This is a genomic window from Methylibium sp., assembly GCF_013817345.1.
Taxonomy (GTDB): Bacteria; Pseudomonadota; Gammaproteobacteria; order Burkholderiales; family Burkholderiaceae_C; genus Methylibium.
Map to the genome: position 1 here is coordinate 1 of NZ_JACDCW010000145.1, position 7,002 is coordinate 7,002.

Here is a 7,002-nt window from a genome sequence, read left to right on the forward strand (position 1 = left end):
TGCTTGCGCATGCGGCCGCTGTTCTCGATCTCGAGCGTTTCCGCCATCTTGATCAGTTCGGAGATGTGCTGGGCTTTGAGTTCGGATAGATGCATGGTGCGCACCTCTGGGTGCTGTCGTGGCGGGCTGATCGCGCGCCACTGGGATCGGGCGGGTTGGAGCCGAGGGAATCGGCCGCGCCGCTCGCGGTCAGGGTCGAGCCGCTTGCGCGGCCGACGAGAGGGGTCGAAAAATCCGGGATGGGGTGCCGGGCCTACGCGCGATACCAAAGTGGCAGCGTGGCGGCAGTCTGGCGGTGCCTGGGCCGGCGAAAACGCCTGCCCCGGCACAATTGCTGCGGATTATAGGTGGCCGTCGAGGAAAGCCGTCAACTGCGACTTCGACAGGGCGCCGACCTTGGTAGCGGCGAGTTGGCCGTCCTTGAACAGCATCAGCGTCGGAATGCCGCGAATGCCGTATTTGGCCGGCACTTCACGGTTCTCGTCGACGTTCATTTTGGTGATCTGCAGCTTGGGGCCGTACGCCTGCGCCACCTCATCGAGGATGGGGGCGATCTGCTTGCACGGCCCGCACCATTCGGCCCAGTAGTCGACCAGCACCGGGGTGCCGGACTTCAGCACGTCGGCGTCGAACGACGAGTCGGAGATGTGTTTGATCAGTTCGCTGGCCATCGTGGTGTCCTTCAACCGGGGCCTGCCGTGCGCGGCACGCACGGGCTCCAAGGCAAAATGATTTTGACACAAGGCTTTTCGCCACGTGAGCGCCCTTGCGCGCCGGTGCGCTATGGCCTTGATAGATAGCCGGCCGCATGTATTCCTGGTTTCCTGCCCATTCCCTTTCTTCATTTTGAACGCCGAAACCGCCGCGCCCGTGCGAGCCCTACCGGCCGCGCTAGATCCTGCTGCCGCCTGGGCCTGGCTCGCCGTCGAAACACAGTCGTTCGCCCGGCGTTTCGATCTCCCGCTCAGGGACGTCGTCGTGCTGCTGCCCTTCGCGCAGCATTTGCCGCTGGCGCGAGCAGCCTGGAGCCGGCTGGGCGAGGCGCTGTGGCTGCCGCGCTTCGAAACCACACAGACGCTGGCGGCAAGCACGGCTGCGCCGCGCTCGCCAGACCCGGGCGCGCTGAGCTTCGATCCGGTGTCCGATCGATTGCAGGCCGCCCGGCTGCTCGCGGCCGGGGCGCCCGACTGGTCGCGGCGCGATGCGCGCGGCTTCGAGCTGGCGCTGGCGCGGCTGGTCGAAACCGCGCAATCGCTGGCGCGGGTGCGGCTTGCCTTGCCACCGCAGGCACGCGACGCCTGGCTTGACGACTCTCGCTCTCGGCTGGCGGCCGGAACGGGCGCCGATGCGCACGAACGTGCCTTGGCACGGCTCGCGCTCGAATGGTCGACGACGGCCGATGCCACCGCCACTGACGGGCTGCATGCGCTGGCGCCGGCTGGCTGGGTCGCGTTGCGCGCGGGTGCCTCCGATCCACTGGCAACCTCGCTGCTGGCCCATTCGGCCGCGCCGGTCCTCTGGCTCGACGCGGGGCGGTCGCTGGGATTGCCGCTCGCCGATGCAGTGATCCATGTCACGAGCTGCCCCGACTTCGAAGACGAAGCGCAGCGCAGCGCGGCGCAGGTGCTGGAGCACCTTGCCCGCGGCGAGCAGCCCGTCGCCCTGGTCGCGCTCGACCGCGTGCTGGTGCGCCGCGTGCGGGCCTTGCTCGAGCGTCAGCAGGTGCCGATCGACGACGAGACGGGCTGGAAGCTTTCGACCACGCGGGCCGGCGCGAGCGTCGCCGGTTTGCTGCGCGCCGCGCGGCCGCGCGCCTCGACCGACGAACTGCTCGACTGGCTCAAGTCGAGCGGCCGCGACTGGCCTGGCCTCGACGCGCTCGAGGCCGCGTGCCGGCGCGGCGCCCTCAGTGCCTTGCACCAGCTCGATGCCGCACGGCTCGAGCCGTCGGCCGCGGCCGTGTGGCAAGCGTGGCTCGTGCTCGCCGAGCCCCTGCGCGCGACGCGTCGCCTGTCGCTGGCCGAATGGCTTGGGCGGCTGGGCACTGCCTTGAAGCAGGCCGGTGTATGGGAGACGCTGCTGGCGGACGCCGCCGGCGCACAGGTGCTTGAAGCCCTGCGTCTGCACGGCGAGCCGGCGCCGGCCTGGGTACAGCAGGCCGCAGGCACCCGCTTCGACGCCGCGGAGTTCGGCCGCTGGGCGGAATCGGTGCTCGAGCAGATCGCTTTCGAGCCGCGCGGCGCCGATGCGGGCGGCGCCGCTGTGGCAGTCGTCATCACGCCGCTGTCGCGCGCGATGCTCCGGCCGTTCGCGGCCGTCGTCTGCCCCGGGGCCGATGAAGCGCATCTCGGCGCCGCGCCGGCCCCGCAGCCGCTGCTCGGCGACGCGCTCGCACAGGCGCTGGGGATGGCCGGCAGCGCCGAGCGACGCGCCGCCGAGGAAGGCGCTTTCGCGCAGTTGCTGCGAGCGCCGAAGCTCGCGCTTCTTCATCGTCGGCGCGACGGCAACGAGCCCTTGCAGCCGAGTGCGCTGCTGCTGCGATTGCAGTTCGCTGCCGAACGCGCTGGGCGGCCGCTCCGTGCTGCGGCCGACCCCCGCGAGTTGCAAGGGATCACCGCGCGCCCGGTTGCGCGTCCGGCGCCGAGCGCGGCCGCGCTGTTGCCGGACACGCTCAACGCCACGGCCTACGAGGCGCTGCGCGCCTGTCCCTACCGCTTCTTCGCCGAACGCATGCTGCGGCTCGGCGAGGCGGAGGAGCTCGACGATGCGCTCGACAAGCGCGACTACGGCACCTGGCTGCATGCCGTGCTGCAGGACTTTCATCGCCGCCGCGACAGCGGCGAGGCGGCGCTTGATTCCGAGCTGTTGCGCCGCGTTGCAGACGAGCAGCAGGTGTTGCTCGCCCGCGACGATGCCGATTTCCTCCTCTACGCGGCCTGGTTCGAGCAGCTCGCCCCTCGCTACCTCGAACTGCTGCATCGCGAGGAGGCTGAGGGACTGCACGTGCGCGACACGGAGCTGGCATTGCAGGCCGCGCCGCCGGCGCTCGCCCACCTGAACGTGACGCTGCGCGGCCAACTCGACCGTGTCGACCGGCGAGGTGAGGGCGCGCAGACCCGCTTGCGCGTCGTCGATTACAAGACCAGCGGCAACGCCGCGCTGCGCCAGCGGCTGAAGCAGCCGTTCGAAGACACGCAGCTGCCTTTCTACGCGGCCTTGATCGAGGCGGCAGAGGGCCTGCCGCCCGGCGGCGTCGAGGCGGCCTATCTCGCGCTCGACGGTCGCGAGGGCGTCAGCCTGCTGCCGCATGCCGAGGTGCAGGCCAGCGCCGCATCGCTGCTGGAGGGCATCGCGGCCGACTACGAACGCCTGCGCGGCGGTGCAGCGCTGCCGGCGCTGGGCGAGGGCAAGGCCTGCGAGCATTGCAACGCGCGCGGCCTGTGCCGTCGCGATCACTGGGACGACATGCCGGCTGATTCGGCCGACGGCCAGTGATGAACGCCGTGCCTGCCTCTCGTGCTTCCCGCGACCTGGCCTACCGCCTCGACGGCGCGCTGATCGCGCCTGCCGACTTCTACCGCGTGGCCTGCGATCCGCGCCGCAGCGTCGTCGTCGAGGCTTGCGCGGGGGCCGGCAAGACCTGGATGCTGGTCTCGCGCATCCTGCGCGCGCTGCTGGCCGGCGCCGAGCCGCAGGAGATCCTGGCCATCACCTTCACCCGCAAGGCGGCCGGCGAGATGCGCGAGCGGCTGCATGGCTGGCTGCGCGAGTTCGCGTTGTCGAGCGACGGGGAGCGCGAACAGGCTCTGCGGGAGCGCGGCTGCACCGCTGCCGAGGCCCGTGGGCTCGCGCCGCAGCTCGGCACGCTTTACGAGCGTCTCCTGGCTGGCGGCCGCCCGGTCGAGATCCGCACTTTCCACGGTTGGTTCAGCCAGTTGCTGCGCGCAGCACCACTGGCCTCGCTGGAGCGGCTCGGCCTCGCCGGCGAAATCGATCTGCTCGAAGAGCGCAGCGAGTTGCAGCCGCAGTACTGGCGCCGCTTCCTCTCGGCAGTCGCCGAGGATCCCGAACTGCGCGAGGACTTCGCCGCACTGGTGCGCGAGCGTGGCCGCCATGTGGCGCAGGAGTGGCTCGAAGCGGCGCTCGATCAGCGCGTGGAAATCGAGCGTGCCGACGCCGCCGGCGTGCTGGCGGCCAGCGTGCCTGCCGCTGCGGCGCTGTGGCCGGCGTTCGAAGGTCTTGCCACCCCGGCTGCGGCGTTGCGCGAGCCCGCCCTGGTGGACCTGCTGGGGCAGCTGGCCCGCGAACTCGGCGCCTCGGGCAAGTCGCTGCAACTGCAGGCCGCTGCGGAGCTGGAAGCGGGCCTGGCCGAGCGGAACGACGAAGTCGCCTTCGAGGCGGTGTGCGGCGCACTGCACACCGCCGCGGGTGCCCCGAAGAAGCGTCTGGGCGAGCGGCCCTTGCAGTCGCAGGCTTGCGAGGCACTCGCGCGCATCCGCGAGGCGGTGGACCAGCAAGCTGCGCATGCCACCCACGTACGCCTGGTGCGACTCGCGCGCGTGCTGCTGGCGAGCTACCGCGACCTCAAGCGAGAACGCGGCCTGGCCGACATGGCCGATCTGGAAACCTGCGCCGAAGCGCTGCTGGGCGACGCCGAGCTTTCCGGCTGGCTGCAGCAGCGGCTGGACGCCCGCGTGCGCCACCTGCTGATCGACGAGTTCCAGGACACCAGCCCGCTGCAGTGGCGCACGCTTGATGCCTGGCTGGCCGGCTACGCAGGCGCTGGCGGCGGTGCCAGCGGCCAGCAGCCGCTGGCGGTGTTCATCGTCGGCGACCCGAAACAGAGCATTTACCGCTTCCGCCGCGCCGACCCGCGCGTGTTCGCGCAGGCGCGCGACTTCGTCGTCGAAGCCTTCGGCGCGGCGCGACTGGCGTGCGACCACACGCGGCGCAATGCCCCGGCCGTGCTGACGGCGCTAAATACGGTGTTCGAGCGCGCGCAGAGCGAGGGGGACTTCGACGGCTTTCGCTTCCACACCACCGATGTGACGCAGCCCGACGGTGCCGTGGCGCTGCTGGCCGTCGTGCCGCGGCCAGAAGCCAGGCCGCGCGATACCGCACCGCTGCCGTGGCGCGACAGTCTCGTCACGCCGCGCATCGAGGCCGAGGAAGCGCTGCGCCTGATCGAGTCGCGCCAGGTCGCGACGCAAATCGCCGCGCTGCTCGAGCGCAAGGACTGGCTGCCGGGCGACATCCAGGTGCTGTGCCGCAAGCGTGCGCCGCTGGCATTCGTGGCGCAGGCGCTGCGCGAGCTCGGCATCGCGCACGCGGCGCCGGAGCAGCGCGAGCTGATGGCCGCGCCCGAGGTGCGCGACCTGGTGGCGCTGCTCGACGTGCTGGCTTCGCCGATGCACGACCTGGCGTTGGCGCAGGTGCTCAGGAGCCCGCTGTTCGGTGCCGGCGATGACGAGTTGATCGTGCTCGCGCTCGCCGCGCGCGCGGCGAAGAGTTCGTGGCATGCAGCCTTGCTTGGCGAGGCGATGGAATCGATCGAAACGTGTCCGGCGCTGGTGCGCGCCCGTGCCCTGCTGCCTGGCTGGGCACACGCTGCCGCGGCGCTGCCGCCGCACGATCTGCTCGATCGCATCCTCAGTGAGGGCCAAGTGCGCGCGTGCTATGCGGCGGCACTGCCGCCAAGCCGGCGCGCGGCGGGGCTGGCGGCAATCGATGCGCTGCTTGCCCAATCCCTGCTGCAGGACGGCGGGCGCTACGCCACGCCCTACAACTTCGTGCGGGCGCTCAAACGCCGGCGCGTGCTGCTACCGCCGCAGGCCGAGCGCGACGCGGTGCAACTGTTGACGATCCACGGGGCCAAGGGACTGGAGGCGCGAGCGGTGTTCGTGATCGATACGGCGCCGGAGGCCCCGAAGGCCGAACACGCGACGCTCCTCATCGACTGGCCCGCCGATGCCGCGCACCCGCGTTGCTGCGCTTTCGTCGCCAGCGAATCGAAGCTGCCGGCATCGCTGCGGCCGCTGATGCTGGCCGAACAAGCCGGCAGGGCTCGTGAGGAACTCAATGCGCTGTATGTCGCGATGACGCGCGCCCGTGAGCAACTGGTGCTCAGCGCAACGGCGCCGCACAGGGCGGCGCCCGGAATCAGCGCCTGGCAGCGGCTGGCCGACGCGGGGGTGGCGGTGCTCGCTGCGGCGCCCGAGCCGCTTGCTGCTCGCGCCGCCAGCGCAGCGCCGATCGTGTTGCGTGTGCTGCCGCGGTTGCGCAACGGCGCCCGGGCAGCCGTTGCGGCGCAACTCGCGGGCTCAGCGTCCGGCCGCACGCCGGACAGCGGGGCGGCGGGCCTCGGCCGTGCTGTTCATCGCGTGCTCGAGTGGCTGCCCGCGCCTGCGCTGCTCGCGCAATCTGCCAGGGCAGCGGCAGCGGAATTCGGCTTGCCGGCCGCCGCCGCAGATCGCATCGCGGCGCTGGCCGGCGCGGTGCTGAGCAGCCCGGCATGTCGCCGCTTCTTCGAGCCCGCACAGTTAGCCTGGGCCGGAAACGAGGTGCCGCTGGCCTGGCACGGCGAGCTGCTCCGCATCGACCGTCTGGTGGCGCTGCGCGCCGACGCAGGCCCGGTCTGGTGGGTGCTGGACTACAAGCTGCAGCACTCGCCGCAGGATGTGGCCGGCTACCGCGAGCAGCTGTCCACCTACCGGGAGGCGGTCCGCGCGCTGCGGCCGCAGGATGCCGTGGAGGCGGCGTTCATCACTGCGGCCGGTGCGTTGGTGCCTTTGTAGCCGCAGTGGCGATACGGCACAGCGCCACTGCGGCTGATGCTGGACCAACGTTCGATCGCATGCGTCGCATACCAAGCCGCATTCAACGCATCGATGCTGGTGCTGCAGCGCGCTGCCGAGGGCATCGGGCGACCGGCTCCGTTCATGTCCTCCGGCGTCGGCCTGCCGGCCGACACCTCCCCCTTAACTTCACTGCGCCGCTCACCCG

The 7,002-nt window shown here is 71.3% G+C and carries 4 protein-coding genes; 2 read left to right on the forward strand and 2 right to left on the reverse strand.

The features are described from left to right. The coding region (locus tag H0W40_RS18375; protein ID WP_292449167.1) for a Rho termination factor N-terminal domain-containing protein at positions 1 to 95 on the reverse strand (95 nt) is incomplete at its 3' end. 246 nt (positions 96 to 341) lie between these two features. Next, positions 342 to 671 (reverse strand): thioredoxin TrxA, encoded by a 330-nt coding sequence (gene trxA, locus H0W40_RS18380; protein WP_292449161.1) that lies wholly within the window; start codon positions 669 to 671, stop codon positions 342 to 344. A 175-nt stretch (positions 672 to 846) separates the two neighbouring features. Here trxA and H0W40_RS18385 point away from each other — a divergent pair, with 175 nt between their 5' ends. Together H0W40_RS18385 and H0W40_RS18390 are read left to right on the forward strand one after the other, a co-directional pair. Continuing rightward, positions 847 to 3,495, forward strand: coding sequence for a PD-(D/E)XK nuclease family protein (locus H0W40_RS18385; RefSeq protein WP_292449163.1), 2,649 nt, complete (start codon positions 847 to 849; stop codon positions 3,493 to 3,495). Further along, positions 3,495 to 6,794, forward strand: coding sequence for an exodeoxyribonuclease V subunit beta (locus H0W40_RS18390; RefSeq protein WP_292449165.1), 3,300 nt, complete (start codon positions 3,495 to 3,497; stop codon positions 6,792 to 6,794). Before H0W40_RS18385 ends, H0W40_RS18390 begins: the two co-directional genes overlap by 1 nt. The last annotated feature ends 208 nt before the right edge of the window (positions 6,795 to 7,002 follow it).

What these genes read in the sequence shown, in the direction of transcription:
- trxA (WP_292449161.1), bottom strand. Translation starts at nt 671, where the DNA reads ATGGCCAGCGAACTGATCAAACACATCTCCGACTCGTCGTTCGACGCC.
- H0W40_RS18390 (WP_292449165.1), top strand. Translation starts at nt 3,495, where the DNA reads ATGAACGCCGTGCCTGCCTCTCGTGCTTCCCGCGACCTGGCCTACCGC.